General features: G+C 74.3%; 24 protein-coding genes and 1 tRNA gene. 15 read left to right on the plus strand and 10 right to left on the minus strand.

The window, feature by feature from the left end; all coding sequences use genetic code 11:
- Positions 1-31: 31 nt before the first annotated feature.
- Positions 32-1,720, plus strand: a complete 1,689-nt coding sequence (locus ACI79W_RS19135; protein WP_456563669.1) for a DUF885 domain-containing protein — start codon at positions 32-34, stop codon at positions 1,718-1,720.
- Between the two features lie 28 nt (positions 1,721-1,748).
- Here the strand turns inward: ACI79W_RS19135 and ACI79W_RS19140 are convergent, their stop codons facing one another.
- From ACI79W_RS19140 to ACI79W_RS19150, 3 genes are read right to left on the minus strand one after another with little or no spacing between them, the layout of a single operon-like run.
- The gene (locus tag ACI79W_RS19140) at positions 1,749-2,903 is read right to left on the minus strand and encodes an acyl-CoA dehydrogenase family protein (RefSeq protein WP_456563670.1); all 1,155 of its coding nucleotides are present in this window, start codon (positions 2,901-2,903) and stop codon (positions 1,749-1,751) included.
- Positions 2,904-4,907: an acetyl/propionyl/methylcrotonyl-CoA carboxylase subunit alpha gene (locus ACI79W_RS19145; RefSeq protein ID WP_456563671.1), complete on the minus strand. Its 2,004-nt coding sequence runs from the start codon at positions 4,905-4,907 to the stop codon at positions 2,904-2,906.
- Between the two features lie 5 nt (positions 4,908-4,912).
- Positions 4,913-6,526 (minus strand): carboxyl transferase domain-containing protein, encoded by a 1,614-nt coding sequence (locus ACI79W_RS19150; protein ID WP_456563672.1) that lies wholly within the window; start codon positions 6,524-6,526, stop codon positions 4,913-4,915.
- Between the two features lie 91 nt (positions 6,527-6,617).
- Between ACI79W_RS19150 and ACI79W_RS19155 the strand changes: the two genes are divergently transcribed.
- On the plus strand, positions 6,618-7,247 hold the full coding sequence (locus ACI79W_RS19155) for an SACE_7040 family transcriptional regulator (RefSeq protein WP_456563673.1): 630 nt from the start codon (positions 6,618-6,620) through the stop codon (positions 7,245-7,247).
- A gap of 21 nt (positions 7,248-7,268) precedes the next feature.
- Here ACI79W_RS19155 and ACI79W_RS19160 read toward each other — a convergent pair whose 3' ends face one another.
- Both ACI79W_RS19160 and ACI79W_RS19165 read right to left on the minus strand, forming a co-directional pair.
- Positions 7,269-9,032 carry a hypothetical protein gene (locus ACI79W_RS19160; protein ID WP_456563674.1) on the minus strand — a complete coding sequence of 588 codons (1,764 nt, stop codon included), beginning with the start codon at positions 9,030-9,032 and terminating at the stop codon, positions 7,269-7,271.
- Positions 9,033-9,168: 136 nt separating this feature from the next.
- A complete protein-coding gene (locus ACI79W_RS19165) occupies positions 9,169-10,347 on the minus strand; it encodes a hypothetical protein (protein ID WP_456563675.1) in 1,179 nt (392 codons plus the stop codon).
- 155 nt (positions 10,348-10,502) lie between these two features.
- Here ACI79W_RS19165 and orn point away from each other — a divergent pair, with 155 nt between their 5' ends.
- The 9 genes from orn (at position 10,503) to ACI79W_RS19210 (ending at position 16,858) form a co-directional block, all read left to right on the plus strand.
- A complete protein-coding gene (gene orn, locus ACI79W_RS19170; RefSeq protein WP_456563676.1) occupies positions 10,503-11,150 on the plus strand; it encodes an oligoribonuclease in 648 nt (215 codons plus the stop codon).
- 88 nt (positions 11,151-11,238) lie between these two features.
- Positions 11,239-11,314: transfer RNA gene (locus ACI79W_RS19175), tRNA-His, on the plus strand.
- A gap of 250 nt (positions 11,315-11,564) precedes the next feature.
- Positions 11,565-12,263: a GTP cyclohydrolase II gene (locus ACI79W_RS19180; protein ID WP_456563677.1), complete on the plus strand. Its 699-nt coding sequence runs from the start codon at positions 11,565-11,567 to the stop codon at positions 12,261-12,263.
- Positions 12,264-12,276: 13 nt separating this feature from the next.
- Entirely contained in the window at positions 12,277-12,876 is a 600-nt protein-coding gene (locus tag ACI79W_RS19185; protein WP_456563678.1) for a nitroreductase family protein, read from the plus strand.
- Positions 12,877-12,919: 43 nt separating this feature from the next.
- Positions 12,920-13,816 (plus strand): dioxygenase family protein, encoded by an 897-nt coding sequence (locus ACI79W_RS19190; protein ID WP_456563679.1) that lies wholly within the window; start codon positions 12,920-12,922, stop codon positions 13,814-13,816.
- A 14-nt stretch (positions 13,817-13,830) separates the two neighbouring features.
- Positions 13,831-14,370, plus strand: coding sequence for a MarR family winged helix-turn-helix transcriptional regulator (locus tag ACI79W_RS19195; RefSeq protein WP_456563680.1), 540 nt, complete (start codon positions 13,831-13,833; stop codon positions 14,368-14,370).
- A 336-nt stretch (positions 14,371-14,706) separates the two neighbouring features.
- Positions 14,707-15,156 carry a DUF6153 family protein gene (locus tag ACI79W_RS19200; protein WP_456563681.1) on the plus strand — a complete coding sequence of 150 codons (450 nt, stop codon included), beginning with the start codon at positions 14,707-14,709 and terminating at the stop codon, positions 15,154-15,156.
- A gap of 104 nt (positions 15,157-15,260) precedes the next feature.
- Positions 15,261-15,911 (plus strand): DUF305 domain-containing protein, encoded by a 651-nt coding sequence (locus tag ACI79W_RS19205; RefSeq protein WP_456563682.1) that lies wholly within the window; start codon positions 15,261-15,263, stop codon positions 15,909-15,911.
- 83 nt (positions 15,912-15,994) lie between these two features.
- A complete protein-coding gene (locus tag ACI79W_RS19210) occupies positions 15,995-16,858 on the plus strand; it encodes a F510_1955 family glycosylhydrolase (protein ID WP_456563683.1) in 864 nt (287 codons plus the stop codon).
- A 104-nt stretch (positions 16,859-16,962) separates the two neighbouring features.
- Here the strand turns inward: ACI79W_RS19210 and ACI79W_RS19215 are convergent, their stop codons facing one another.
- Positions 16,963-17,601, minus strand: a complete 639-nt coding sequence (locus tag ACI79W_RS19215; protein WP_456563684.1) for a DUF305 domain-containing protein — start codon at positions 17,599-17,601, stop codon at positions 16,963-16,965.
- Between the two features lie 129 nt (positions 17,602-17,730).
- A complete protein-coding gene (locus ACI79W_RS19220) occupies positions 17,731-18,138 on the minus strand; it encodes a four-helix bundle copper-binding protein (protein ID WP_456563685.1) in 408 nt (135 codons plus the stop codon).
- 117 nt (positions 18,139-18,255) lie between these two features.
- Here ACI79W_RS19220 and ACI79W_RS19225 point away from each other — a divergent pair, with 117 nt between their 5' ends.
- Both ACI79W_RS19225 and ACI79W_RS19230 read left to right on the plus strand, forming a co-directional pair.
- Complete coding sequence (locus tag ACI79W_RS19225) at positions 18,256-18,636, plus strand: ArsR/SmtB family transcription factor (protein ID WP_456563686.1); 381 nt, start codon at positions 18,256-18,258, stop codon at positions 18,634-18,636.
- A gap of 151 nt (positions 18,637-18,787) precedes the next feature.
- Positions 18,788-19,663 carry a potassium channel family protein gene (locus ACI79W_RS19230; protein ID WP_456563687.1) on the plus strand — a complete coding sequence of 292 codons (876 nt, stop codon included), beginning with the start codon at positions 18,788-18,790 and terminating at the stop codon, positions 19,661-19,663.
- Positions 19,664-20,023: 360 nt separating this feature from the next.
- Here ACI79W_RS19230 and ACI79W_RS19235 read toward each other — a convergent pair whose 3' ends face one another.
- Positions 20,024-22,630: an HAD-IC family P-type ATPase gene (locus ACI79W_RS19235; protein ID WP_456563688.1), complete on the minus strand. Its 2,607-nt coding sequence runs from the start codon at positions 22,628-22,630 to the stop codon at positions 20,024-20,026.
- Between the two features lie 129 nt (positions 22,631-22,759).
- Complete coding sequence (locus ACI79W_RS19240; protein ID WP_456563689.1) at positions 22,760-23,518, minus strand: YcnI family copper-binding membrane protein; 759 nt, start codon at positions 23,516-23,518, stop codon at positions 22,760-22,762.
- A gap of 402 nt (positions 23,519-23,920) precedes the next feature.
- Here ACI79W_RS19240 and ACI79W_RS19245 point away from each other — a divergent pair, with 402 nt between their 5' ends.
- Together ACI79W_RS19245 and ACI79W_RS19250 are read left to right on the plus strand one after the other, a co-directional pair.
- Positions 23,921-25,411, plus strand: coding sequence for a SulP family inorganic anion transporter (locus tag ACI79W_RS19245; RefSeq protein ID WP_456563690.1), 1,491 nt, complete (start codon positions 23,921-23,923; stop codon positions 25,409-25,411).
- 5 nt (positions 25,412-25,416) lie between these two features.
- Positions 25,417-25,806, plus strand: coding sequence for a MerR family transcriptional regulator (locus ACI79W_RS19250; protein WP_456563691.1), 390 nt, complete (start codon positions 25,417-25,419; stop codon positions 25,804-25,806).
- An 11-nt stretch (positions 25,807-25,817) separates the two neighbouring features.
- Here ACI79W_RS19250 and ACI79W_RS19255 read toward each other — a convergent pair whose 3' ends face one another.
- On the minus strand, positions 25,818-26,552 hold the full coding sequence (locus tag ACI79W_RS19255; RefSeq protein ID WP_456563692.1) for an ANTAR domain-containing protein: 735 nt from the start codon (positions 26,550-26,552) through the stop codon (positions 25,818-25,820).
- Positions 26,553-26,815: the final 263 nt, after the last annotated feature.

The following is a 26,815-nucleotide window of genomic DNA, read 5'->3' on the forward strand; positions in this document are numbered from 1 at the left end:
ACTGACCACGCACCGGGCTAGCGTGAGCCCGGTGACCGCTTCACCCGCGCGCCCGCCTTCCCCCCTGGACCAGCTCGCCGACGGCTTCGTCGACAGCTACGCCGCGGCGCAGCCGGTGGTCGCCACCTACACCGGGGTGCGGGGGCACGACGACCGCTGGCCGGACCTGAGCACCGACGGGCACGCCGCGCACGCCGAGCTGCTGCGCCGCACCCGGGCGCAGGCCGAGGCGCTGGAACCGGTCGACCGGCGGGACGAGATCGCCCGCAGCGCCATGCTGGAGCGGCTCGGCGCCGAGCTGGACCGCTACGACGCCGGCTACGCCCAGGCCGACCTCAACACGGTCGACAGCCCGCTGCAGGGCTTCCGCGAGGTGTTCGACCTGATGCCGACGGAGTCCGACGAGGACTGGTCCACCGTCGCCGTCCGGCTCGCGGCGATGCCCGCGGCCCTGCTCGGGTACGCCCGCGGCCTGGACGCCGCCGCCGACGGGGGCCGCGTCTCGGCCGCCCGGCAGGTGCGGCTGGCGGCGGAGCGGGCGCGGCGGTGGGCGGGCACCCCGGAACGGCCCGGCTTCTTCACCCGGCTGGCGCGCGAGGCACCGGTGGAGCCGCGGAGCGCACTCGGCCGCGACCTGGCCGACGGCGCCGAACGGGCGTCGGGCGCGCTGCTGGGCTTCGCCGGGCACCTCGAGCGGGTGCTGCTGCCGCTGGCGCCCGAGGCCGACGGCGTGGGGCGCGACCGCTACCTGGTGGAGTCCCGCTACCACACCGGCGCGCGGCTGGACCTCGACGAGACCTACGACTGGGGCTGGGCCGAGCTCGCCCGCGTCGTCGCCGAGAAGGAGCGGGTCGCCGAGGAGATCGCGCCCGGTCAGGGCGTGGCCGGCGCGATGGCGGCCCTCGATGCCGACCCCGCGCGGATCATCCGGGGCCGCGCGGCGCTGCAGGCCTGGTTGCAGGAGACCGCCGACCGCGCGGTGGCCGCGCTCGACGGCGTGCACTTCGACATCCCCGAGCCGGTGCGCCGCATCGAGGGGCGGCTCACCCCCACCGCGGGTGAGGGCGTCTACTACACCGCCCCCAGCGAGGACTTCAGCCGTCCCGGCCGCATGTGGTGGTCGCTGCCCGAGGGCGTCGACGAGATGACGACCTGGCGGGAGACCACGACCGTCTTCCACGAGGGCGTGCCCGGCCACCACCTGCAGATCGGGCAGACCGTGCACGACGCGGAGCGGCTCAACCGCTGGCAGCGGCTGCTCTGCTCCTGCTCGGGCAACGCCGAGGGCTGGGCCCTCTACGCCGAGCGGCTGATGGGCGAGCTCGGCTTCCTCGAGGACCCGGGCGACCGGCTGGGCATGCTCGACGCCCAGGAGCTGCGGGCGGCGCGGGTGGTGCTCGACATCGGGGTGCACCTCGACCTGCCGATCCCCCCGGGCGCGGCGGCCGGCACGCGCTGGGACTACGACGTGGCGCTGGCCTTCCTGCGCCGGCACGTGAGCATGGAGGACGCCATGCGCGTGGACGAGCTGCACCGCTACCTCGGCTGGCCCGGGCAGGCGCCGGTCTACAAGGTGGGCGAGCGGGTCTTCCTGACCTGCCGCGAGGAGGCCCGGCGCCGGGCGGGCGACGCCTTCGACCTGGCGCAGTGGCACCGCGACGTCCTCGCCCTGGGCCAGCTCGGCCTCGACCCGCTGGCCGCCGAGCTCGCCCGCCGCTGAGCGGGCGGTCCGGCCCGCGGGCGACCCCTCAGCCGACGCCGAGGTCGCGGGCGATGAGCATCCGCTGCACCTCGCTGGTCCCCTCCCCGATCTCCAGGATCTTCGCGTCGCGGTAGAAGCGACCCACCGGGAACTCGTTCATGAACCCGTACCCGCCGTGCACCTGGGTGGCGTAGCGGGCGTTGTCCATCGCGACCTCGGAGCTGTAGAGCTTCGCGATCGACGCCTCCCGCTTGAACGGCTCGCCGCGCAGCATCTTCTCCGCCGCCCGGTAGTAGGCCAGCCGCGCGGTGGAGGCCCGCACCTCCATGTCGGCGATCATGAACTGCACCGCCTGGTTGCGGCCGATGGGCTGCCCGAACGCCTCCCGCTGCGCCGCGTACTTCACAGACTCGTCCACGCACCCCTGGGCCAGGCCGACCGACAGCGCGGAGATCGCGATCCGTCCCTCGTCGAGGATGGACAGGAACTGCGCGTAGCCGCGGCCGCGGGCCCCGACCAGGTTCTCCTCGGGCACGCGGCAGTCGTCGAAGGAGAGCTCGCGGGTGTCCGAGGCGTTCCAGCCGACCTTCGAGTAGCGCTGGCCGACGCTGAAGCCCGGCGTCCCCGACGGCACGATGATCGCCGAGATCTCCTTGCCGCCGTCGGGCCTGGTGCCGGTCACAGCGGTCACCGTCACGAGCGCGGTCAGGTCGGTGCCCGAGTTGGTGATGAACGCCTTGGAGCCGTTGATCACCCAGTGGCCGTCCTCCAGGCGCGCGGTGGTGCGCGTCGCGCCGGCATCGGACCCGCCGCCGGGCTCGGTCAGCCCGAACGCGCCGAGCGCCTCCCCGGTGCACAGCCGGGGCAGCCACTCCCGCTTCTGCTCCTCGGTGCCGAACCGGTAGATCGGCATGGCGCCGAGCGAGACGCCCGCCTCGACGGTGATCGCCATCGAGCTGTCGACCCGCGCCAGCTCCTCCAGGGCCACGCACAGGTCGAAGTAGGTGCCCCCGGCGCCGCCGTACTCCTCCGGGAAGGGCAGCCCGAACAGGCCCAGCTCGCCCATCTGCCGCACGATCTCCGTCGGGAACTCGTCCCGCTCGTAGAACTCCCCGATCTGCGGGGCGATGACCTCCCGGGCGAACTCCTGGACGGTCTTGCGCAGCGCCTCGGTCTCGCTGTCGAGCCGGTAGTCGAGCATTCAGTTCTCCTGCTGATCGGGAGCGGCAGCCGCCGGGGTCACCAGGGCCACCCGCTCGTCCAGCGCGACCGTCTGGCCCGCCGTCACCCCGAGCTCGGTCACCGTCCCCGCGATCGGGGCGGTGAGCACGTGCTCCATCTTCATCGCCTCGACGACGAGCAGCGGGGTGCCCGCCTCCACCTCGTCGCCGACGGAGGCGCGCACGACCGCCACGGTGCCCGGCATGGGTGAGGTCACGGCACCGTCACCCCCGGCCTGTCCGGCTGAGCTCGCCAGCCGCTCGTGCTCCCGCAACGCGGTCACCCGGCCGCCGGCGGCCAGCCACACCGTCCCGCCGTCGTGCACCAGCACGTAGGAGGACGACTCGCCGGCGTAGGTGACCAGCAGCCGTTCGCCGTCCCGCACCGCCCGCGCCGGGGCCGGTGCCGCGTCCCCCACGGCCACCTCGGCGTCGGCGGCCCGGCCGCGCACCCGCACGGTCACCGGGTCCGCGCCGGCCACCTGGAGGCGGCGCACCGTCCAGGCGGGCTCACCCAGTCGCCACCCGTCGGGCACGTCCCAGCGGTCGACGACGGGGCCGGTCGGCTCGGACTCCACCAGCAGCGCCAGCGCCGCGGCCGCGTAGACGTGCGCCGGCGGCTCCCCGGCCGCGGTCAACTCCTCGCCGCGACGCTCGATCAGGCCGGTGTCGAGCTTCCCGGCCACGACGTCCGGGTCGGTGAGCAGCGCGCGCAGGAACGCCGCGTTCGTCGTCACCCCCAGGACGGCGGTGTGCCCCAGCGCCCCCACCAGGCGTGCCCGCGCGGTCTCCCGGTCGGGCGCCCAGGCGATGACCTTGGCCAGCATCGGGTCGTAGTCGGTGCCCACCCGCCCGCCGACGGCCAGCGAGCTGTCGACGCGGACGCCGGGGCCGGTGGGCTCCGCGAGCCCGAGCACGGTGCCCGCCTGGGGCAGGAAGCCGCGTGCCGGGTCCTCGGCGTAGAGCCGGGCCTCGATGGCGTGCCCGTCGAGCGAGACGTCACCCTGGGCGATCGGCAACGGCTCCCCCGCGGCCACCCGCAGCTGGAGCTCCACGAGGTCCAGCCCGGTGACCATCTCGGTGACCGGGTGCTCGACCTGCAGCCGGGTGTTCATCTCCAGGAAGAAGAAGTCGCCCGGCCGATCCGCGTCGACGATGAACTCGACCGTCCCCGCCCCGGTGTAGCCGACGGCCTTCGCCGCCTCGACGGCGGCGCGGCCCATCGCGGCGCGCATCGCGGTGTCCAGCAGGGGGGACGGCGCCTCCTCGATCACCTTCTGGTGCCGCCGCTGCAGGCTGCACTCGCGCTCGCCGAGGTGGACCACCGTGCCGTGGGCGTCCCCGAGCACCTGCACCTCGATGTGCCGGGAGTTGCCGACGTAGCGCTCCACGAGCAGCGTGTCGTCGCCGAAGGAGCCGCTGGCCTCGCGCCGTGCGCCGGCGATCGCGTCCGGCAGCTCCTCCTTGGACCGCACCACGCGCATGCCCTTGCCGCCCCCGCCGGCGCTGGGCTTGAGCAGCACCGGGAAGCCCACGGCGACGGCGGCGTCGGTGACCTCGGCGTCGCTCATGCCGGGCTCCGTCCGGCCCGGGACGACCGGCACCCCGGCGGCCATCACCGTCCGCTTGGCGCGGATCTTGTCGGCCATCGCCTCGATCGCGGCGACCGGCGGGCCGATGAAGACGGTCCCCGCCGCATCGCAGGCCCGGGCGAACTCCACGTTCTCCGACAGGAACCCGTAGCCGGGGTGCACCGCCTGGGCCCCGGTGCGGGCGGCGGCGTCCAGCACCCGCTGGACGGAGAGGTAGCTCTGCGCGGCCGGGGCCGGCCCGATGGGGACGGCGACGTCGGCCAGCCGGGTGTGCAGGGCGCCGGCGTCGGCCTCGCTGTGCACCGCGACCGAGCGGATGCCCATCGCGCGCAGCGTGCGGATGACCCGGACGGCGATCTCGCCGCGGTTGGCGACCAGGACGGTGTCGAACATCTGGCTCACATCCGGAAGACGCCGTAGCCGACGTCCTCGAGCGGCGCGTTGGCGCAGGCGGACAGGGCGAGGCCGAGCACGGTGCGGGTCTGCGCGGGGTCGATCACGCCGTCGTCCCACAGCCGGGCGGTGGCGTAGTACGGATGGCCCTGCGACTCGTACTGCTCGCGGATCGGCGCCTTGAACGCCTCCTCCTCCTCGGCCGGCCACTCCTCGCCGCGGGACTCGAACCCGTCCCGGCGGACGGTGGCCAGCACCGAGGCCGCCTGCTCCCCGCCCATCACCGAGATGCGCGCGTTGGGCCAGGTGAAGAGGAACCGGGGCGAGTACGCCCGCCCGCACATCGAGTAGTTGCCCGCGCCGAAGGAGCCGCCGATGACCACGGTCAGCTTCGGCACCCGGGCACAGGCGACGGCGGTGACCATCTTGGCGCCGTGCTTGGCGATGCCGCCCGCCTCGTAGTCCCGCCCGACCATGAAGCCGGTGATGTTCTGCAGGAACAGCAGGGGGATCTTCCGGCGGTCGCACAGCTCGATGAAGTGGGCACCCTTGAGGGCCGACTCGGCGAACAGCACGCCGTTGTTGGCCACGATGCCGACCGGGTGGCCGTGCAGCCGGGCGAAGCCGGTGACCAGCGTCTGCCCGTAGAGCGGCTTGAACTCGGCGAAGCGGGACCCGTCGACCAGCCGGGCGATGACCTCCCGGACGTCGTAGGGGGTGCGCGGGTCCGGCGGCACCACCTCGACCACCGACTCCGGGGCGTGCAGCGGTTCCTCGACCGGCTCGACGTCCCACGGGCGCGGCTCGCGCGGGCCGAGCGTGGACACGATCTGGCGGACGATCTGCAGGGCGTGCGCGTCGTCGTCGGCCAGGTGGTCGGTGACCCCGCTGACCCGGCTGTGCAGGTCGCCGCCGCCCAGGTCCTCGGCGGTCACGACCTCGCCGGTCGCCGCTTTCACCAGCGGCGGCCCGCCGAGGAAGATCGTGCCCTGCTCGCGGACGATCACCGCCTCGTCGCTCATCGCGGGCACGTAGGCACCACCGGCGGTGCAGGAGCCGAGGACGGCGGCGATCTGCGCGATCCCGGCCTTGGAGAGGTTCGCCTGGTTGAAGAAGATCCGGCCGAAGTGCTCGCGGTCGGGGAAGACCTCGTCCTGCATCGGCAGGAACGCCCCGCCGGAGTCGACCAGGTAGACGCAGGGCAGCCGGTTCTGGAGCGCCACCTCCTGGGCGCGCAGGTGCTTCTTCACCGTCATCGGGTAGTAGGTGCCGCCCTTGACGGTGGCGTCGTTGGCGACGACCACGCACTCGCGGCCGGAGATGCGGCCGATGCCGGTGATGATCCCGGCGGCCGGCGCCTCGCCGTCGTACATGCCGTGGGCGGCGAGCGGTGAGAGCTCGAGGAACGGGCTGCCCGGGTCGAGCAGCGCGTCGACCCGCTCGCGGGGCAGCAGCTTGCCGCGGGCGGTGTGCCGCTCGCGTGCCCGCTCACCGCCGCCCAGGGCGACGCGCCTCAGCTGGCCGGCCAGGTCGGCGACCAGCTCGGCGTGCGCCACGGCGTTGCGGGCGGCGCCCGCCGCGTCGGCCGTCGAGGCGTGGGAGAGCACCGGTGCGTCCACGCCCGAGAGGTTAACCACCGTTCACGGTTGTGGTCCACCCCTCCCCATGGAGGGGTTAACCGCGGCTCACTGCCGGGCTAGCATCCGTCGCATGACGTCGGCCGGCGCGGGTCTGGAGCCGGGCTCCCCCGCCCGGGACAGCGCGCTGCACGCCGACGCCGCGCGGCCGTCGCGCCGCGAGCAGATCCTGCAGGCCGCCGCCCGGCTCTTCGCCGAACGCGGCTCCCGCTCTGTGGGGGTCGACGACGTCGGCGCGGCGGTCGGGGTCACCGGGCCGGCGATCTACCGGCACTTCGCCAGCAAGGACGCGATGCTCGCCGAGATGCTGCTGCGGATCAGCGCCCGGCTCGCCGACGGCGGGCGCGACCGGGTGGCGGCCGCGGGCAGCGACCCGGCCGACCAGCTCCGCGCGCTCATCGGCTTCCAGGTCGAGTTCGCCCTGGACAACCCGGCGCTGATCGTCGTGCACGACCGGGACCTCACCTCGCTGCCCGACGCCGAGGCGGCCCAGGTGCGCCGGCTGCAGCGCCGCTACGTCGAGGTGTGGGTGGCCGTGCTGGCCCGGGTGCACCCGGACGCCGACGCGGCCGCGTGCCGCGCCCGCGCGCACGCCGTCTTCGGGCTGATCAACTCCACCCCGCACAGCGCCGGCCGGCTCGACCGGCCCGCGATGGCCGAGCTGCTCCGCGCGATGGCCTGGGCGGCCGCCACCGCTCGCTAGGGGCCTCCGCCCGCGACGGGGCTACTCCAGGTCGGGCACCGGCAGGGCCAGGCCGTCGGAGGCCACCTCGTCCACCGCCGCGGTGTCCCCGGAGCCCGCACCCGCCCACGCGCTCTCGACGACGGTGACGGTGGAGCCGGAGACCGCGCTGGCGTACTGCGCCGACCGCAGCCCCGACGGGGCGCCGTCGTAGGTGACTCCCTCGCGGAGCAGGTCGCTGACGTTGCCGCTCCCGTCGCGGTCGGTGAGCGCGCGCAGCTCGCGGGCGGCGGCGTCGTCGGCCATGGTGATCCGGGAGACCGACACCACGACCGGGGCCCCGTCCACCTCGGCCGAGTACAGCGCCCGGGAGAGCCCGATGCAGTCGCGCGCGGTGAAGAACCCGGCCACCTCCCCGTAGGCGTTCCCGGCGCAAGTGCCGTCGACCTGCACCGCCTCCACGGTGTAGGTGGTGCCGTCCACCTCGCGCACCTCGCCGGGCGTGGGGCCGGCCACGACGGCGCCCGTCGGGGCCCCGCTCCCGCCCCCGGCGTCCTCGCCGGCCGGCTCACCCCCGAGCAGCCAGGCAGCGAGGACACCGACGACGAGCACCGTCGCCACCGCCGCGACGAACGCGGCGATCCGGCGGCGCTCGGCCGGTGTCCGGTCCGCTGCACGCCCCGACGCGGTGGTGCCCCACGCCGGGGAGAGCGGCGGGCGCACCGGGGGCTCGGCGGTCGGCGGCTCGGCGGTCGGCGGCTCGGCGCCGCGCGAGGCGGCCGGGAGCACCGCGGTGCGCGGCCCGGTCGGCGTGGGCGGCCCGTCGTCCACGGCGCCGCGGCGGTCGGGCGTCCCGGCCTCCGCGCGCGGCGGGGCGGGTGGACCGCCCACCTCGACGGTGTCCCGCCGGCCGGTGGCCCCCGGCGCCGGACCGGTCGGTGCGGCGGCCGCCACCGCGGCTGCGTGCGCCGAGGCCACCGAGGCGGCGACCGCGCGGGCCACCGCCGTGGCGCTCAGCGGCTCGCCCTCGCGCCCGGTGGCCCCCTCCTCGGCGCCCGGTCCGGTGCCGCGGGCGTCCGGCGGGTCGAGCAGCGGCGGGTCGACCACCGGGGAGGCGGCCATCGCCGCCGGGGCCAGGAGCTGGGGACGGCGCAGCACGTACGGCGAGTACGGGAAGGCCTCGCCGTTGAGTTCCTCGACCGCGGGGCCCCGGCCCGGCAGCTCCAGCGCCTCCAGGGCCGCCCGCACGTCGGCGGTCGTCCAGAGCCGGGGGTTCGCGACGCCGGCGTGCCGCGCGGCACGGGCGAACGCCAGCAGCAGGGAGCGGGGGTCGAGCGTGGCGACCAGGTCGCCCTCGCCGAGGTCGCCGTCGGCCGGGACCAGGCCGGTGATCTCGCCGACCAGCACCGTGAGACGGGCGATCCGCCCGGGCTCCAGCCCGGCCCGGCGCAGCTTCATCGCGGTGTCCATGCCGGCGGCCATCAACCCGTCGAGCGGCGAGGAGCCGCCACCGGCCAGGTGCAGCACCTGCTCCGGGCCCGATGCGGGCGCGATCGTCCACGGCCCCTCGGGCCTCGCCGTCACCGCCCCCGACTGCCGGAGCACCTCGACCACGCGGATCACGGCCAGGCCCTCGGGGACCAGCAGGACCCCGTCGCACTGGCGGCGGCCGATGGGTTCGTCGACCAGCGGGAGGGAGGCCACCACCGCGGCGCGGACCGAGGCGCCGGTGTCCCACCGCGCGAGCTCCCCGAAGAAGGCGCGCTCACCCGCCGTCTCCAGCGGCGCCGGGGTCAGGACCAGCACGTCGTCCTCCGGGCGGTCGGGTTCTGCGGTCGGGGCCGTGCCGGCGTGGGGCGGCGCGGGCGACCCCCGCGGGCAGCCGACCACGACGCTACGTCATCGACGCGCCGGCTCCGCTGCGCGCGCAGCGGCGGCGGGATCAGGCCGGGAGGGTGCTGGCTGCAGGCTCGTCCGCGGCGCGCCAGCGCGCCGACCACGCGCTGCCGGCCAACGCGTCGAGCGCCGCCCACAGCGCGGCGAACCCGGCCGCCACCGGCAGCACGGACCACCAGTTCCACGGCGGCAGCAGTCCCAGCTGCTCCAGCGGGAAGGCGACGGCGTAGACGGCCGCGGCCACCGCCGGGCCGGCCAGCCAGCCGGGCACCCGCCGATCCACGGCGACGTCGACCAGCACCGCGCCCACGACCAGCACCACCGGCAGCACGGACGGCGGGAAGTCCAGCGCCACCAGCCCGAGCCACATGACACCGCGGTAGCCGAGGTACCCCACGGCGACCAGCGTCGCCGTCCACCGCACCCCCACGACCCGGCGGGCGACCAGCAGCGCCAGGAGCCCCGCGCAGACCAGCCACGCCGGGTGCACCCACGACGGCACCGGCAGCATGAACATCGCCGGCGACTGGCCCTGCGAGGCCGCGAAGTCCAGCAGGGACGGCTCGGCCGTCGTCCGTCCGGCCTCGTAAGCCTCCAGGGAGAGCACGCCGTACTCCTGGTGCTGGTTCGCGAAGAGCACGTTCTCGACGAAGAACAGCCACAGGCCCAGTGAGACGAGGTCGCGGGTGCGCCCCGGCTCCGCGTACAGCCACCAGCCGCGGAGCGCGCCGGCCAGCATGATCGCCGTCCCCAGGTAGAGCAGCGCGTGGCTCGGGCTCCAGCTGGTGATGTCCAGGCCGTTGACCCGGTGGTTGACCAGGTCGACCGGGATGGCGACGAGGAAGGTCGCGGTGCCGACCTGCATCCAGCGCAGCGCGCGGCGGTCCACGCCGTAGCCGGTGTAGCTGTGGAACAGCACCAGGGCGACGACCACCGCGGTGCCCACGGTGTTGAGCAGGTGCGGCGGCGCGAGGTCGTCGCGCAGCCACTTGAAGTGCCAGGAGACGTCCCAGGACGAGCCCAGCATCTTCAGCAGGAACGCCGCAAGCCAGGCGGTGTAGATCCACCGGAGCTCGGCCTGCCCGGTGGGCCGCCCGGGCCGGCCCGGGGTCACGTAGGCGTCCCACAGCCACCGCAGCAGGGCGATCGGGTGGGCCAGGCCGGCGCGGAGCGTGCCCGGCGCCTGGGGTGCGGCGGGCGCGACGGGTGCGGGTGCAGAGGACACGGGGAGCTTCCTGACGGCGGGCGTTCGGGCGACCCTAACGGGCACGAGCGCCGAATCCGAGCCCTTCGGGTCGCGCCGTCGCAGCGGCTGGGATGCGCATCGACACGAGGGGTGATCGGGGCGGTCGTGGCGGGCGGTGCGTACTGTCGGGCGTCGTGGCGGAGAGCGCAGGGCACCTGGTCTGGATCGACTGCGAGATGACCGGGCTGGACCTCACCAAGGACAAGCTGATCGAGGTCGCGGTGCTGATCACCGACTCGGAGCTCAACGTCCTGGACCCGGGCCTGGACCTGATCATCTCCGCCGAGGACGCCGACCTGGACGGGATGACCGACTTCGTCGCCGAGATGCACGCGAAGTCGGGGCTGACCGACGCCGTCCGGGCCGCCACGCTCACCGTCGCCGAGGCCGAGCAGCAGATCCTCGCCTACGTGAAGCGCTTCGTCCCCGAGCGGCGCACCGCCCCCCTGTGCGGCAACTCGATCGGCACCGACCGCGGCTTCCTCGCCCGCGACATGCCCGAGCTCGACGACCACCTGCACTACCGGATGGTCGACGTCTCCTCGGTCAAGGAACTGGCCCGCCGCTGGTTCCCGCGGGTCTACTTCGCCCAGCCGCCCAAGGGTCTGGCCCACCGCGCGCTGGCCGACATCATCGAGTCGGTGCGCGAGCTGGCCTACTACCGGCGCACGCTGTTCGTCCCCGCGCCCGGCCCCAGCGGCGACCAGGCCAAGCAAGCCGCCGACCAGGTGGTCGGCTCCTTCGCCGGGCTGCTCGCGGCCGGGGACGCCGGGACCGCCTGAGCCCGGCGACTCCCCCGGCAGGTCGCCTCGCGGCCTCCGGTATCGTTGTCGCGTTCCCCCGGGCCGGTGCGCCCCGGGCGGAGTCACGGTGGGTGTAGCTCAGCTGGTAGAGCACCAGGTTGTGATCCTGGGTGTCGCGGGTTCGAGCCCCGTCACTCACCCCACGACGAAGGCCCTGGTCAGGACATTGACCAGGGCCTTCGCCGCATCCGGGTCCGGGTGGTGGCGTGCCACGCCGCTCCACCGCCGCACCTCTCGAGCCGCCGCGGCTCACCTCGCCGCAGCACGACCGCTCGGACGTGGTGGCCCCCCGGCCCCGCCGCAGGGACATCGCAGTGCGCGCCACGTCTTTCCTTGAACTCTCAAACTTTTGCTCCTATGGTTACTTGAAGCTTCAAGCGACAGGAGTACCCGATGTCCCTCTTCGCCATGGCGGCGCACGTGCCCGCGCAGCGCACCGGAGCCGGAGCGGTGACGGACGCGGCAGTCCGGACCACGGTGACCGTGCCGCTGCGCTTCCCCGACGGGTATGCCACGACCGCGGACGTGTCCACCTTCGACGGCCTGGTCGACGGCAGGGAACACCTCCTGCTCGGCCTCGGCGACTGGCGGCGGGTCCTCGAGGGCTCGGCGGCCGGAGGGCCTGCGCCGCTGGTCCGCCCGCACAGCGAGTGCCTGACCGGCGACGTCTTCGGCAGCGAGCGGTGCGACTGCGGCCCGCAGCTGCGGGAGGCGATCGAGCGCATCACCGACGCGGGCGGCTTCCTGCTGTATCTGCGCCAGGAGGGCCGCGGGATCGGTCTGTACGCCAAGCTGGACGCCTACGCCCTGCAGGACGCCGGGCTGGACACCTATGCCGCCAACGTCGCGCTGGGGCGCGGCGAGGACGAGCGCGACTACGCGGTCGCCGCCCAGATGCTGCGCGCGCTCGGTGCCGAGCGCATCCGTCTCCTGTCCAACAACCCGGACAAGGCGGGCCAGCTGGAGCTGCACGGCATCGCCGTCACCGAGCAGGTGCCCACCGGGCTGCACCTGACCGAGTCGAACACCCGCTACCTGATCGCCAAGCGCGACCACACCGCGCACACCCTCGACCTGCCGCTCGTCGGCTGATCGGAGCACACCCATGACCCGCGCCACGAAGACGGCCGACACCTCCGTCCCGCTGCACCCGCTGCTGGCCGAGCGCTGGAGTCCCCGCGCCCTCGACCCGCAGCACGAGCTCGGCGCGGAGCAGGTGACTGCGCTGCTCGAGGCAGCCCGCTGGGCGCCGAGCGCCTCCAACACCCAGCCGTGGCGATTCGCCGTCGCCCTGCGCGGCACCGCCGACCACGGCGCCGTCCTCGACACCCTCGCCGCTGGCAACCGAGCCTGGGCGCACGCCGCCTCCGCGCTCGTCGTGGTCGCCGCGACGGAGGAGGACGCCGATGGCGCCGAGCGGCCGTGGGCCCGCTACGACACCGGCCAGGCCGTGGCGCACCTGTCGATCCAGGCCCAGTCCGAGGGACTGGCCGTCCACCAGATGGGTGGTTTCGATGCCGCCCGCCTCCGGGCCCTGCTGCCCACCGGCGTCACACCACTGGTCGTGCTGGCCGTCGGCCGCCGGGACGCGACGGCCCGGTTGGCCGAGCCGTTCGCCGGCCGCGAGACTGCAGCCCGGACGCGGCTGCCGCTGGGAGCTCTCCAGCTCGCCGTCGCCCCGGTGCCGGAGCACGCGCAGGTCTGACCGCAGCCCGGACCACCGGCACCGCACACCTTCGGAGACCAGCATGAGCGCCACCACCCCGCTGAGCAGCACAGCCGCAGCCGACGCGCTGATCGACCCCCGCCACCCGTTCGTCGCGCACCTGCGGCACGACGCGGCTGCCGGGCCGCACCGTGGCTGGACGCCGGACGACGGCCCGCTGCCGGCGCTCTACATCAGCCACGGTGCGCCTCCGACCTTCGAGGACGGCCGGTGGATGCGGCAGCTGCACGACTGGGCCCGCGCTCTCCCGCGTCCGAGGGCGATCCTCATCGTCAGCGCGCACTGGGAGTCCGACGGCCTGGGGATCACGAGCACGGCCCCGACCGAGCTGGTCTACGACTTCGGCGGGTTCCACCCCATGTACCGCCGCATGCGGTACGACACGCCCGACGCCTCCGTGCTCGCCGGCCAGGTGCTGTCGGTCCTGCCGGACACCCAGCACGTCCACGAGCACCGCAACCGCGGGCTCGACCACGGCGCCTGGGTACCGCTGAAGGTCATGTACCCGGCCGCTGACATCCCGGTCCTCCAGCTGAGCCTGCCGACGCACGACACCACCGCGCTGCTCGCCCTCGGCGAACGGCTGCGGTCGCTGCGGTCGGAGGGGGTGCTGGTCATCGGTTCCGGCTTCATGACCCACGGCCTGCAGTACATGGACTGGTCACGGCCGGACGCCGTCCCCGGCTGGTCGGCCGATTTCGACGCGTGGGTGACCGACGCCCTGGACCGCGGAGACGTCGAGGAGCTCGCCCAGTTCCGCTTGCGGGCCCCCGGTCTGCGCTACGCCCACCCGACCGTCGAGCACTTCACCCCGCTGTTCGTCACGCTGGGCGCCGCCACCGAGCCCACCGCACCGGTCACCACCGCCGTCGACGGGTTCTTCCTGGGGCTGTCCAAGCGGTCCTTCCACATCCTCTGACGTCGAGAGCCCTGATGACCCGCCCCATCGACGACCCGCTGCTCCTGGACCGCGCCACGGAGGTGGGGGATCTGCCGGTGCGCTGGCTGGACGACGAGGAGATGGCCACCTGGCTGTCCCTGGTCCAGGTCCTCCAACTGCTGCCGCAGGCGTTGGACCGGCAGCTCCGCCAGGACGCAGGGATCAAGCACGCCTACTACCAGGTCCTGGCCGTCCTCTCCGCTCAGCCGGAGCGGACGCTCAGCATGGGGGAGCTCGCCCGGCAGACCGCGACCAGCCCGTCACGCCTCAGCCACGCCGTCGCCGCGATGGAGGAGCAGGGCTGGGTGAGCCGCTGGCCCTGTCCGACGAACCGGCGGATCCAGTACGCCACGCTCACCGACCCCGGGATGTCACTGCTGGAGAGGGTCGCTCCGGGCCACGTCGCCGAGGTCCGCCGGTTGGTCTTCGACCGGCTCACCTCCGCCGAGGTCACCCAACTGCGGTCGATCGCGCTCAGGCTGCTCACCACCGGCACGGCTGACCCGCGCGACCGCGAACCGTCTTCGGGCTGACCGGCCGTTCGTCCCGCCGGCTCGCCGGGTCGAGCCGGACCGACCGGGTCACTCAGGCGGGTGCAGCGTCCGCCTGGCCCACGCGTCCGTCGCTGCGGTGGCCTCGCATGTCGCGGGGGCTCGTAGCTGGAGCCACCGCCGGGGGCACCGCTCCCGATCCATCGGCCAGCACGGAGCAGGAGTCGCACATCGCCGCGCCGGTCGGGCAGGAAGCGGGCCGTCGGGGCCCTCCGCCGTGAACACCGGTGCGGTTCACCGACGAGCAGGGCCGCCGGGCAGCCTGCGCGGTGACCGGCCGCAGGCGTCGTAGCCTCGTCGGGAAAGGGGGTGGGCGCGGTGGCTCGAGGATGGACAGCACTGCTGCTGGCCGCCGTCTTCGCGGTCCACGGCCTGCAGTGCACCGCCGCCGCCACCGACCACCCGGCGGAGCACGGCATCGCAGCCCTCGCCGCGATCCCGGTCGAACCGCTGGACGACGGTGCGACGAGCACCGGGACCGATGCCCACGGCGCCACCCGCGGCGCGTTCTCGGCGGTTGCCGCCACCGCTCCGCTGGCCGGCCTGCTCGCCGCCGACCACGGCAGCGCGCCGACCGGAGCAGGCGGCCACCTGTGGGCGCTGTGCCTGGCCGTGCTCGCCGCCGGTCTGGCGCTGCTGCTCACCCTGCTGCCCCGCCTGCTGGCGCCGCTGCCGGCGGCGTGGGCGCGGCTGCGCACGCACGCTTCCATCGGCCTGGCACCACTGCGCCCGCCGGACCTGCACTCACTCTGCCTGCTGCGGATCTAGGCCGACCGCCTGTACCGCCCCGCCCTCAGCGACCGTGCCGGCCGCGGTGGCGGTACGCGCGCATGCCCACCGGTTCGCTTCCGCAGCTCCAGGAGTACCCCACCATGACCCGCACCACCGCACGCCTGACCGGCCTGGTCGCCGCTCTGCTCGCCGGCGCAGTCGTCCTCGCCGGGTGCGCTGACGACGACCTCGACGCCGCCGGGCACGGCTCGATGACGAACGGCAGCACCCCCTCGGCCGGCTCCTCGGCCGATCGAGCCGCGTTCGACGACGCCGACGCGGCATTCGCCCGCGAGATGATCCCGCACCACCGGCAGGCGATCGCCATGGCCGAGCTGGCCGAAGGGCGCGCCGCTGACCCCCGTGTGCTCGACCTGGCAACCCGCATCCGAGCCGCGCAGGGGCCCGAGATCGAGACGCTGACCGGCTGGCTGGAGGACTGGGACGCCGACGGCGGCCACACCGACGTCGGCAAGGGCGGCATGGACCACCCCGACGACATGGACCACGGCGACGGCGGGATGATGTCGGCGGACGACATGCACGCGCTGATGTCCGCCACCGGCGCCGAGTTCGACCGCCTCTTCCTGTCGGGCATGATTGCCCACCACCAGGGCGCGGTGGGGATGGCGGCCGGCCTGTCCGCGGACGGCCGCAACGCCGAGGCGCTCGCGCTGGCCGCCTCCGTCCGCGAGAGCCAGAACGCCGAGATCGCCGAGATGCAGCACCTGCTCACCGAGCTCGGCGGCTGATCCGGCCCGCGGCGGGGCGGGCGCACCGGCCTGCCCCGCCGCACCGGAGCCGACCCGGCACTGCACCGATCTGGAGTTGTCCCATGCGCTTGGCACGCACGGCTCATCGCTCGCTCGCGGGCGCCATCCTGCTCATCTCGCTGACCGGCTGCGCGGCCACCGGCGACGCCGCCGCACCCGAGACGGCCGACACCACCGGCACGCTCCCGGCCGCGCACGTGCACGCCGTCGCCGTCGACCCCGGCGACGGTGCGCTGCTGCTGGCCACCCACGAGGGATTGATCACCATCGGCGACGACGGACGACTGGCAGCTGCCGGCCCGGCCATCGACCTCATGGGCTTCACCGTCGCCGGGCCGGACCACTACCTGGCGTCGGGGCACCCCGGGCTGCGCACGGACCTGCCCAACCCGGTCGGCCTCATCGAGAGCACCGACGGCGGGATGAGCTGGAGGCCGCTGTCCCGCGCCGGCGAGTCGGACTTCCACGCCCTGACCGCCCTGCCCGGCGGCGGGGCGCTGGGCTACGACGGGTCGCTGCACCGCACCGCCGACGGCATCACCTGGGAGCAGCTGGACATCCCGGCCGAGCCGCACCCCCTCGCCGCCGCCCCCGACGGCCAGGTGCTGGCCACCACCGGCGCCGGGCTGCTGCGCTCCACCGACGCCGGGGCCACGTGGGCGCCGGTGGACGGCGCTCCGCTGCTGCAGGTGGTGACCTGGTCCGGCGACGGCACCGCCGCGGTCGGCCTCACGCCGGACGGGGCGGTGTGGACCAGCACCGACGCCGCGGTCAGCTGGGCCCAGCGGGGGCAGCTGGACGGGACGCCGCAGGCGGTCGGAGCGACCACCGCCGACGGCGACCTGCGCGTCCTCGTGGTGACCGACGACGGTCTGCTGGAGTCCACCGACGGCAGCGCCACGTTCACCACGCTGTTGCCCACCTGAGCCCGGCGCCGCGGACAGCGAGCGCGGACGGTGCCGACGGGCGAAAGTGGCCCCGCCGGCCGGCCCCGTGCCGCGGTCGCCACCGAGGTGGCCGTCGGCGCCGCTCAGCCGGTCGGGCAGTCGCGCAGCGCGGAGCCCTCGAACTCGGGGACGGGTCGGGCCTGCGCCTCCTCGGGGGTGGTCGCCTTCCCGTTCTGCTCGATGTCCTCGATCAGCCACTCCATCTCGGCGATCTCCCGCTCCTGGGCGCGGATGATCTCGACGGCGAGCTGGCACACGCGGACGTCGTCGATGTCGGCGCGCTCGGAGCGGGTGATGGCCAGCGAGTGGTGCGGGATCATCGCGTTCATCCAGGCGGAGTCCTGCACGGTCGCCTGGGTGCGGTCCAGGGCGATGCCGCCGCCGAGCAGCAGCAGGCTCACGGCCACGATCGCGATGTTGCCCTTCATGTTCTTGTACATGTTGAGCATCCAGGCCAGCATGACCAGCCCCATGGTGCCGCCCATGGTCAGCGCCATGAACACGCGGCTCTGGCTGAACTGGACGTGGCTCCACTCCCAGGTGCCGGCGAACATCGTCCAGTACATGACCACCATGGACGTGGCGATCATCGCCGCGAAGCGGGCATACATCTTCCGCTGCATCTTCGTCTGCATCCCGCCGTGACCGGAGTCGTCGTGGTGGTCCGACTCCTCGCCACCGTGCCCGTGCCGGTGCTCTTCGTTGCTGCTCTTGGTCGCCATGGGGTGGTACTCCGTTCTCTCGCCGCCGGTCTCCGGTGCGGGTGTGGGTGGTCTGCCGTGCCGACGTCCCCGCGCCCGTTCGGGGCTGCTGGTGCGCCGGGACGTCTGCTGATCAGGTCGGGGTTGCGGTCAGCCGAGGGAGCTGATGAGGTCGCGGCACGCCTGCTCGCAGCGCCGGCAGGCCTCGGCGCAGATGCGGCAGTGCTCGTGCATCTCGGCGTGCTCGGCGCACTCGTCACCGCATGCCTTGCACGCCGCGGCGCAGGCCTCCAGCACCGCCCGGGTGAGGTTGGCGTCGTAGCCGGTGTGCCGGGAAAGCACCCGGCCGGTGCTGTCGCACACGTCGGCGCAGTCGAGGTTGGTGCGGATGCACGTGGTGAGCTCGGCGACGGTGTCCTCGGACAGGCACGCGTCGGCGCAGGCGGTGCAGGCCTGGGCACAGTCGAAGCACGCTTCGATGCACTCCCGGAGCTTGTCCTTGTCCACCCCGCCGAGGCCCTCGGGGTAGGTGTCGAGCATCTGCGCGGCCACGGTCATGGCTACCTCCTCGATGTCCGGCGCCGGAGGGCTCGGGTGCCGCCCGGGACTGTCGCCGGCCGATCCGTGCTACCCGTAGACCCGTACGGGTATGAGCGCATCGGAGGTGTTTCTCGGATGACCGAACCCACCCACGCCCATCCGGTCGACCCCGGACGCGTCGCGCACGCCCGCGCCCGGCTGCCCAGCCGTGACGAAGCAGCCCAGCTGACCAGCGTGCTGAGCCTGATGGCCGACCCCACGCGGGCCCGCGTGCTGTTCGCCCTCGACGTGGTCGAGGAGCTGTGCGTCGGCGACCTGGCCCTGGCCCTGGAGGCCAACGAGGACGCCGTCGGCTACGCGCTGCGGCTGCTGCGCACGGCGGGGCTGGTGGTCAACCGCAAGCAGGGTCGCGTTGTGTACTACCGCCTCGCCGACGGCTTCCCCGAGCCGCTGCGCGAGCACTGCCTGCGCCAGCTGATCGCCCTGTCCCAGGCGCCGGCGCCCGACGAGGGCTGAGAGGCCACGCATCGCAAGCCCCGGCTGATCGCCCCCGACCCGTGCGGCCACGGCCCGGCGGCCAGTACGGCTACCGCCGCAGGGTCCGGCTCATCTGGCGCTGCCGCGGCTCCGCTAGCGCACACCACACGCTCGGAACGAGAGGAAGCTCATGGACTGGCTCATCACCGCCGGCGGCGCGGGGATCGTCCTGTTCGCCGTACGGGACATGTTCCACACCATCTGGCATCCCAGCGGCCAGGGCACCCTCAGCCGACTGGTCGTCCTGATGGTCTGGCGCGGATCCCGCCTGCTGAAGCGCCGCGCCCAGCAGAGCTCGGTCGTGGGCCCGGTGGCGCTGCTCGGTGTGATCCTCACCTGGGCGGCCACCATCGTCGCGGGCTGGACGTTGATCTACTGGCCGCACATGACCGAGGCGTTCTCCTTCGGCTCCAGCCTGGCTCCCGCCCAGCGCAGCGACTTCCTCGACTCGCTGTACCTCTCCCTGGTCACCGTCGCGACCCTCGGCTACGGCGACATCGTCCCCCAGCAGCCCTGGTTGCGGCTGACCTCGCCGTTGCAGGCGCTGATCGGCTTCGCGCTGCTCACCGCCGCGGTGTCGTGGGTCCTGCAGATCTACCCGGCGCTGGCCCGGCGCCGGACCCTGGCCATCCGGCTGGCCCTGCTGGGGCGGGCCGCCGCCGCACAGCTGCTGCCGGCGGACTCCTCGTCCTCGGCCACGCTGCTGCACTCGCTGGCTGGTGAACTCACCCAGCTCCGCGTGGACCTGACCCAGTACGCCGAGACCTACTACTTCCGCGAGGCCGATGCGGCGGCATCGCTGCCGGCGCAGCTGCCCTACGCCCGTGAGCTCGCCCGAGCCGGCCAGGAATCCACACACGCGGAGTTGCGGTTGGCCGGGACGGTGCTGGCCGAGGCAGTGCAGGACTACGCGCACGTGCTGGCGCGGCAGTTCCCACTCGCCGGAGACAGCATAGGGACCGTGCTGCAGAACTACGCCGCGGACCACGGCCACCCCGGATCCTGACCGGTGCGCACCCCGACCAGCCCGTTCGTCGGCCCGGCCGTTGCTCCTCGCGGGGAGATCTCTGCCCCGCCGTGCGACGGGCTCGCCGGCTGGCTCCGGACCCTGGGTGACATCGGGGGCAACGGTCAGGCACAGAGGGCCCGTGGAGGCCCAGGGACGCAGGAGGACGGTCATCGATCGGCTGGCCTGGACATCCACGGCCAAGCCGGGACCGGCCCCAGTCGGGGGTGCCAGCCCCATCACTCACCTCATGGCGAAGTCCCCGGGCAGGCAACTGACCGAGGCCTTCCCCGTTCCGGCGTCGGGTCGACCACGCCGGCGCCGGAGTCGCTCGCAGATCCGCCCGGGCCGCCGGGCCGGTCAGCTCGTCGCCGGTCCCGCTGCCGCCGGCTGGTGCGTGCACACCGCGGGCCGATCGTCCGGCGGGAGGTGCCGCAGGCCCAGCGCGCGGTCCAGCAGCCGGAACCGGTAGACGGCGTTCAGCAGGAGGAACCAGAGGGCCAGGGTCGGCACCACCACCGAGAACATCGGCTCGGACGCGTCGGCGAGGTCGAAGTAGTTCGTGAACCAGGGGACGTAGAGACCCCCGGTGAGCGCGACGACCAGCACCGCGGCGAGGGCGGCCGGTCGCCTGTCGCCGTCGGGTTCGGTCCAGGACGCGAACATCCGGGACGGCGGCTTGAGGAGAACAATCAGCAGGAAGGCGGCGTAGGAGACGAAGGTCGACAGGGCGGTCTGCGCCTCCAGCGTCGCTGCCGCTTCGGCGAACCCGACGTCGTCGGCGGACAGGCCGGTGTACGACTCGAGCTCCGCCACCGCGAACGCCGGGAGCCGGGCGTCGCCCAGGGCCTGCAGCAGATTCGTGTACAGCAGTGCGTACACGGCCACACCACCTGCCGCGGTGAGCACCGCCGCCGGGACGACGAAGCGGCCGAGGGTGGCCAGCAGCTGCGGGTCCGGCGGTGCCGGACGTGCCCACGCCGTCAGCAGCAGGGTCGGGACCCCGACGGTGAGCAGGGTCAGCCCCACCTGTGCCGGGGAGTACGGGAATCCCAGGCCCAGCATCGTGACGGCCAGGATCACCAGACCCTGGGTGCTCACCCGGGCCAGGAAGAGCTGCAACGACGTCGACAGGCCGCTGATGATGCGGCGACCCTCCCGCTGCGCGGGTACCAGCGCGGCCAGGGAGTCGTCGGTCAGGACGATGTCGGCGACGTCCCGCGTCACCGCGCTGCCGCTACGCATCGCCACCCCGACGTGGGCGGCCTTCAGCGCGCGGGCGTCGTTGACGCCGTCCCCGAGCATGGCGACGTAACGGCCCTGGCGGCGCAGCGCACCGACGAGCCGCTCCTTCTGCTCCGGCGCGATGCGGCCGAAGACGGTGGTGCGGCTGACGAGCTCGTCCAGCTGCGGGTCCGGCAGGGAGTCGAGGTCGCCTCCGCTGACCGGGACCCCGCTCTCCAGCCCCGCCTGACGGGCGAGGGCGGCGACGGTCCGGGGATCGTCGCCCGAGACGACCTTCACCTCCACGCCGTCGTCGATGAGCCGGGCGATCGTCTCGCCGACGCCCTCCCTCAGCTGGTCGGCCAGCGCGACGAGGGCCAAGGGCTCGAGGTCGGGCAACCGGGGCCGGCCGGAGGTGTCACGCAGCGGAACCAGCGGGTCGGCAGCGCGGGCGACGAGGAGCACCCGGAGACCGCGTGCCGTCCGCTCGGTGACGGCGCTCGTGCCCGGGGTGCCGGACAGGTGCGGGTCCAGCGCCTCGGGTGCCCCCAGGACGTACACCCCGTCGTCGGTGCGCAGCGCGCTCCACCGCAACGACGAGGAGAACGGGATCTCCTCCCGCACGTGCCACGGCTCCCCCGGGAGCGCAGCGGCCAGGGCCGTGGAGGTCAGGTTGGCCGAGGCCGCACTTCGAGCCATCGACCCGATCACCCCCTCGACGTCGGCGCGTCCCAGCGGTCCGACCGGTGCGACCTCCACGAGGGTGAGCCGGCCGGTGGTGAGCGTGCCGGTCTTGTCGGTGCAGACCACGTCGACGTTGCTCATCGACTCCACGGCGTTGACCTGCTGCACCAGGGCGCCGTGCCCGGCGCTCTTCGCCGCACCGACGGCGTAGGCGACCGCGATGAGCGTGAACAAGCCGTACGGCACCAACCCCGACAGCACCGCCGTCGTCTGCACCACGCGGACGAGTGGGAAGCCCTCCAGGACGGCCTGCGCCAGGATCGTCACGCTCATCAGCGCGACGAGCAGCATCACCAGCCGGACGACGAACTGGATCCGACGTTGCAGCGGCGTCGTGTCGGTCGAGAGCCGACGGGCGTCGGCGGTCAGCCGGCTGGCGTAGCTCGCCGCGCCGACGTCGCGCGCGAGCTGGTGCCCTCCACCGGCCACGCAGAAGCTGCCCGACAGGAGGTCCTCGCCGGGCTTCTTCACCTGCGGGTCGGGCTCGCCGGTCAACAGGGACTCGTCGGCCTCGACCCGGCCACCGGCGAGCACCGGTCCGTCGACGACGACCTGGTCACCGGGACGCACGTGCAGCACGTCGCCCTCGACGACCTCGTCCGGGGCCACCTCGACGTCGCGGCCGCCGCGGACGACGGTGACCGGGCTCCGGTTCAGCAGCTGCAACCGGTCGAGCTTGCGCTTGGCCCGGATCTCCTGGATCGCGCCGATGGCGGCGTTGACCAGACCGAGGCCGACGCTGACGACCGCGTCGTTGACCCGGCCGAGCGACAGCAGGGCGGCACCGATGGTGAAGAGGATGAGGTTGAAGAAGGAGAAGACGTTGGTGCGCACGACCTGGGCGTAGCTGCGGGACGTCCCGCGGACGGCCGTGTTGCCCCGGCCGCGCCGGCGACGGGTCTCGGCCTCCTCCGGTGACAGCCCGACCGGACCCCCTCCGCCCCTGCTGTGCGCGGGGTCGACCTGGTCCACGTCCACCTCGCCCTCTCGCGCCCGCATCGGCGGTCCGCACGGCCGCCCGGGACCACCACCCGCGCCGTCGCCGGTCACTGCGCGGGAAGCACCTCCCGGACAGTCTGTGCTGTGGCGGCCGCGGCGGCTCGCCGGGTCCCGCGACCGCTCGGGCGGTCAGCTGCTGCGCCGCCGCGAGGCGAGCGCCAGCGCGAGGGCGGCGGCACCGGCGGCCAGGCCGAGCACGCCGACGACCAGCGCGGTCACGGCCAACCCGGAGCCGTCGGTCGAGTCGTCGGCGGCCGTGGCGTCGGCGGCCGTCCCGGTCGCGGCGCCGTCGGACCCCGCCGAGGCACCCGACGTCGAGCCGGTTCCGCTCCCGTGCGCGGCGTCGCCCCCACCGGTCAGCGAGAGCACGGGCGCCGGGCTCTCCGGCTCGTCCTGCCCCTCGATGGTCGGCTCGATCCACGCCTGCTCGGTGCCGTCGTCGTAGGTCTGGATCGCCGGGAAGGAGATCTCGTCCACCTCGGGGATGGGGCCGGCGCTGATGGAGAAGGTCTGGTACTCGCCGGGGGCGATCCCGGCGCCCGGGTCGGCGGTCCAGGTGATCTCCGAGACCGCCTCGGTGACCTCGCTGCCGTGCACCTCGACCGGCGGGTCGACCGGACCGGTGGTCGTGGTCGCGCTCCATCCGGGCACGGGCTTCACGCTGACCGAGGCGAGCGGGGTGTCGGCCGGGATCTGCACCCGCAGGGAGACGGTCGAGGCGGTGTCGCTCTCGTTCGGCACCCGGAAGGTCAGCTCGCCGAACCCACCCGGGGCAGCGTCGCTCGAGGACACCCGGACGTGCGCCGACGCCGCGCCCGCACCGGCGGCGAGGACCACGACCGTGGCCAGGGAGGACGCGGCGAGCGCGCGGAGGGGGCGGACGGGCACGGCAGGCTCCTTCGTCGACCGCCGGTGCGGCACCGTGCCGGATCCGTGCGGTGGTCCAGTAGTCGCCCGCGCACCCGCTGCGGTTCCCGGCCCGCGCCGGAGGTGACCGCGGTCACCCGCCCGCGGGACGCCGCGGCTGCCCCGCGCGACGCCCGGTTCCACCGGAGGGCGCCGGGTGCGACGTGAGCAACGACTCACCGGCCAACCCTGACGTGAGGGACGAGTTGCGGGCAGACTGCTCCTGACACCGGCGAACCAGCTGCCGGCGCGGCGCACCGGCAGGAGCCGACGCCGCCGCCGAGCGGCGCGCGACCGCCGCGGCGCACCGGTGCGCCGCTCCTCCGGCACCACCCGGTGCTGCCCGCCTGCGCCCGAGACGGCGCACCCGAACGAGACGGATCCATGTCCTCAGCCACCGCTGCCCCGCCCGCGCCCCGCTTCCGCCGGCCGGCGTGGCTGTCCCCGGGCACCGCCCGCACCGAGGTCCTCGCCGGCCTCGTCGTCGCGCTGGCGCTCATCCCCGAGGCGATCAGCTTCTCCATCCTCGCCGGTGTCGACCCGCGCGTCGGGTTGTTCTCCTCGTTCGTCATGGCCGTGGTGATCGCCTTCACCGGCGGCCGGCCGGCGATGATCACCGCCGCCACCGGTGCGATCGCGCTCGTCGTCGCCCCGCTGGCTCTCGAGCACGGCGTGGAGTACCTCTTCGCCGCCGTCGTGCTGGGCGGGGTCTTCCAGGTGCTGCTGGCCGCCGCCGGCGTCGCCCGGCTCATGCGGTTCATCCCGCGCAGCGTCATGGTCGGCTTCGTCAACGCCCTGGCGATCCTCATCTTCACCGCCCAGCTGCCGCACCTCGTCGACGTCCCCTGGCTGGTCTACCCGCTGGTCGCCGCCGGGCTTGCGATGATCTTCCTGCTGCCGCGGCTGACGACCGCCGTCCCCTCGCCGCTGATCTCCATCGTGGTGCTCACCGGGCTCACCGTCGCCGCCGGCTGGACCCTCCCGGACGTCGGCGACCAGGGCGAGCTCCCCGACAGCCTGCCCTTCCTCGGCATCCCGGCGGTCCCGTTCACCTGGGAGACGCTGACGATCATCGCGCCCTTCGCGCTCGGCGTGGCCCTCGTCGGGCTGATGGAGTCGCTGATGACGGCGAAGCTGGTCGACGACCTCACCGACACGGCCTCGGACAAGACCCGCGAGTCCTGGGGCCAGGGGGTGGCGAACGTGGCGTCCGGCCTCTTCGGCGGCATGGGGGGCTGCGCGATGATCGGCCAGACGATGATCAACGTGAAGTCCGGTGCCCGCACCCGGCTGTCGACCTTCCTCTCCGGCGCGTTCCTGCTCGTCCTGGTCGTCGCGCTCGGCGACGTCGTCGCGATCATCCCGATGGCCGCCCTCGTCGCCGTGATGGTCTTCGTGTCGATCGCCACCTTCGACTGGCACAGCCTGCGGACCATCCACCGCATGCCCCGCAGCGAGACGACGGTGATGCTCGTGACCGTCGCCGGCACCCTGGTCACCCACAACCTCGCGATCGGCGTGGGCGTCGGCGTGCTCACCGCGTGCGTGCTCTTCGCCCGCCGGGTCGCCCACCTGGTCGAGGTCACCAGCGTCCTCGACCCCGACGGCGGCACCCGCGTCTACTCGGTGCACGGCGCACTGTTCTTCGCCTCCAGCAACGACCTGGTCTCCCAGTTCGACTACAACGGCGATCCGGACAGCGTCGTCGTCGACCTCTCCGACGCCCACGTCTGGGACGCCTCCACCGTCGCCGTGCTCGACGCCATCCGGCACAAGTACGAGGTGCGCGGGAAGACCGTCGAGATCACCGGCCTCAACGGGCACTCGGCCGACCGCTTCGAGCGGCACACCGGCCGGCTCGCCGGGGCCCACTGATGCAGGTGACGCGCACGGGCCTGCTGCAGATCGGCCAGGTCGCCGAGCGCACCGGGCTCAGCCTGCGGACCATCCGCTGGTACGAGGAGGAGGGCCTGGTCGTCCCCACCTCGCGGACCGACGGCGGCTTCCGGCTCTACAGCGCCGACGACGTCGCCCGGCTCGAGGTGATCAAGCGGATGAAGCCGCTGGGGTTCGCGCTGGAGGAGATGCGCGAACTGCTCGGACTGCTCGCCGATCTCGACGCCGGCACCGGCGACCGGGCGCAGCTGCTCGACCGGCTGCGGATGTTCCACGAGGCGGCAACCGCGCGGGTCACCGCGCTGCGCGAGCAGCTCGCCGTCGCCGAGGGGTTCGCCGACGGTCTCGCCGGCCAGTTGGACGCACGGGGCTGACCGCCGTCCGGCTAACCGGCGCTGCCCGCGTCCAGGGCCAGCTCCTCCACCCGCACCTCCGGGTCGAGCACCCGTGCGGCGAGGTCGTCCAGGGACGTCCCCACCGCGTACGCGTGGGCCCGGAGCAGGGCGAGGGCGTCAGGGCTCGGGATGCCCAGGGCGGAGTTCACGAAGCCGATCGCCTGCCACACCGTGGACCGGCGTTCCGCGGCCGGCGCGTCCAGCCAGGCGGGGCCGTCCGACGCGGCCCGGGTGCGCCGGCTCTGGTCCTGCAGGACCGCGGCGACCTGCTCGCTGACCACCACGGCGTCCCGCAGGCTCAACGCGCCCACGTCCTGCGGCGGGACGACGTACAGGTCGAGCGCACCGATGCCCCGCAGGTCGTCGCGGAGCGGCAGGGAGATGGTGCCCCGGATGGGGGTGCTGGTGACCAGCGCGTCGTGGAAGCCCGGCCATCTCGAGCGGATGGTCGCCTCGTCGGCGAGCACGATCTCGCCCGTCGCGTGCGAGGTCAGGCAGGGGCCCTCGCCGGTGGTGAACTGCAGGCGCTCGGCCTCGGCCGAGACCGGGTCGCTCGCGCCGAGCGGCAGGCGCCGGTCGGCGGCGAAGAACAGGCTGATGCCGGCGCCGGCCACGGGCAGGACCCGCGCGCAGGCCACGGCGAGCCTTTCGGGCAGCAGCTCCGGCCCGGGCAGGTCGACCGCGGACGCGGCCAGCGCGATCTGGAAGTCTTCGACGAGTGCCACGGGACTCCTGTGCTCGTGCGCAGCACCGAGCACCGCGCCCCTTCCGGCGGGGCTGGCCGGCAGAGCGGTGCTTGTCCGGGAGGCCGGTGGCGGAAACACGCGACCGGGGTGGGGGGGGGGGGGGGGGGGGGGGGGGGGGGGGGGGGGGGGGGGGGGGGGGGGGGGGGTGGGGGGGGGGGGGGCGGGGGGGGGGGGGGGGGGGGGGGGGGGGGGGGGGGTGGGGGGGGGGGGGGGGGGGGGGGGGGGGGGGGGGGCGGGGGGGG

The sequence above is a fragment of the Blastococcus sp. SYSU DS0533 genome, from assembly GCF_054050775.1.

Coding starts and splice junctions, on each gene's coding strand:
- ACI79W_RS19140 (WP_456563670.1), bottom strand. CDS start 2,903: ATGCTCGACTACCGGCTCGACAGCGAGACCGAGGCGCTGCGCAAGACC.
- ACI79W_RS19145 (WP_456563671.1), bottom strand. CDS start 4,907: ATGTTCGACACCGTCCTGGTCGCCAACCGCGGCGAGATCGCCGTCCGG.
- ACI79W_RS19155 (WP_456563673.1), top strand. CDS start 6,618: ATGACGTCGGCCGGCGCGGGTCTGGAGCCGGGCTCCCCCGCCCGGGAC.
- ACI79W_RS19180 (WP_456563677.1), top strand. CDS start 11,565: ATGTCCCTCTTCGCCATGGCGGCGCACGTGCCCGCGCAGCGCACCGGA.
- ACI79W_RS19185 (WP_456563678.1), top strand. CDS start 12,277: ATGACCCGCGCCACGAAGACGGCCGACACCTCCGTCCCGCTGCACCCG.
- ACI79W_RS19190 (WP_456563679.1), top strand. CDS start 12,920: ATGAGCGCCACCACCCCGCTGAGCAGCACAGCCGCAGCCGACGCGCTG.
- ACI79W_RS19195 (WP_456563680.1), top strand. CDS start 13,831: ATGACCCGCCCCATCGACGACCCGCTGCTCCTGGACCGCGCCACGGAG.
- ACI79W_RS19205 (WP_456563682.1), top strand. CDS start 15,261: ATGACCCGCACCACCGCACGCCTGACCGGCCTGGTCGCCGCTCTGCTC.
- ACI79W_RS19210 (WP_456563683.1), top strand. CDS start 15,995: ATGCGCTTGGCACGCACGGCTCATCGCTCGCTCGCGGGCGCCATCCTG.
- ACI79W_RS19215 (WP_456563684.1), bottom strand. CDS start 17,601: ATGGCGACCAAGAGCAGCAACGAAGAGCACCGGCACGGGCACGGTGGC.
- ACI79W_RS19220 (WP_456563685.1), bottom strand. CDS start 18,138: ATGACCGTGGCCGCGCAGATGCTCGACACCTACCCCGAGGGCCTCGGC.
- ACI79W_RS19225 (WP_456563686.1), top strand. CDS start 18,256: ATGACCGAACCCACCCACGCCCATCCGGTCGACCCCGGACGCGTCGCG.
- ACI79W_RS19230 (WP_456563687.1), top strand. CDS start 18,788: ATGGACTGGCTCATCACCGCCGGCGGCGCGGGGATCGTCCTGTTCGCC.
- ACI79W_RS19235 (WP_456563688.1), bottom strand. CDS start 22,630: ATGCGGGCGCGAGAGGGCGAGGTGGACGTGGACCAGGTCGACCCCGCG.
- ACI79W_RS19245 (WP_456563690.1), top strand. CDS start 23,921: ATGTCCTCAGCCACCGCTGCCCCGCCCGCGCCCCGCTTCCGCCGGCCG.